This is a genomic window from Gemella sp. zg-1178 (genome assembly GCF_018790995.1).
Taxonomy (GTDB): Bacteria; Bacillota; Bacilli; order Staphylococcales; family Gemellaceae; genus Gemelliphila.
Window position 1 is genome coordinate 1 of sequence record NZ_JAHKEI010000060.1, and the last position, 936, is coordinate 936.

Consider the following 936-nt stretch of genomic DNA (forward strand, 5'->3'; position numbering starts at 1 on the left):
AGTAAATTATATAATTAAGTTAGCCAGTAGTACAAAAAAAGCATCTCATAGGATATACTTTTAGTAACTACAAAAAAAGGATACCAAGAGATGCAAGAACATTATAACACAAAAGGCAAACACATTACAGAAAAAGAGCGTTATTTAATTGAAAAATGGAAAAAAGAAGGAAAAAGTAACCGAGAAATCGCTAGATTATTAGGCAAAAATCACCAAACTATTAATAACGAAATTAAACGCGGACTGATTGATTTATCTTTTCATGGTGGCACTAAAGAATACTCTGCTCAAAAAGCACAGAATGATTATAATCATTTACGTTTAGCCGTAGGTAGAACGGATACGTGGACTGTAGAAAAAGAAAATGTAATCAGAGAAAAAATTATGGATAAATATTCCCCTGAAATGATTAGTCAATTACCAGATATGCCGTCTTTTACGACAATTTACACATGGATATATAAAGGATGGATAGCAGGTATTTCACGTAAACATCTGATTTACCCTAGAAAAACTAAACCAATAAAATCAAATGAAAAACGACCACCAAGAAAAACGAATGCCCTCTCTATTGAACAGCGACCACAAGAGATTAACGAACGAAAAGAAATTGGGCATTTTGAAATTGATTTAGTCATTTTAAACAAGAAACGTGGACAACAGTTATTGACATTAACAGACAGAAAAACACGCTATGAAATCATTCGTCTTATTCCTGATAAAACGGCCCAAAGTGTGAATACCGCTTTGACGTCTATTCAACAAGACTATTTAATTCGCTCTTTAACAGCTGATAATGGTTCTGAATTTTTAAGACTAGACGAAGCCATCACTTGTCCTATTTATTACGCACATCCGTTTTCTTCTTATGAACGAGGTAGTAACGAAAATGCAAATCGATTGATTAGACGATGGTTCCCAAAAGGCACAACAACC

1 protein-coding gene is annotated in these 936 nt (G+C 33.4%); it reads left to right on the forward strand.

Translation table 11 applies throughout. The features are described from left to right. Positions 1 to 90 precede the first annotated feature (90 nt). On the forward strand, positions 91 to 936 hold an 846-nt coding region (locus tag KMP12_RS07420; RefSeq protein ID WP_215757069.1), incomplete at its 3' end, for an IS30 family transposase.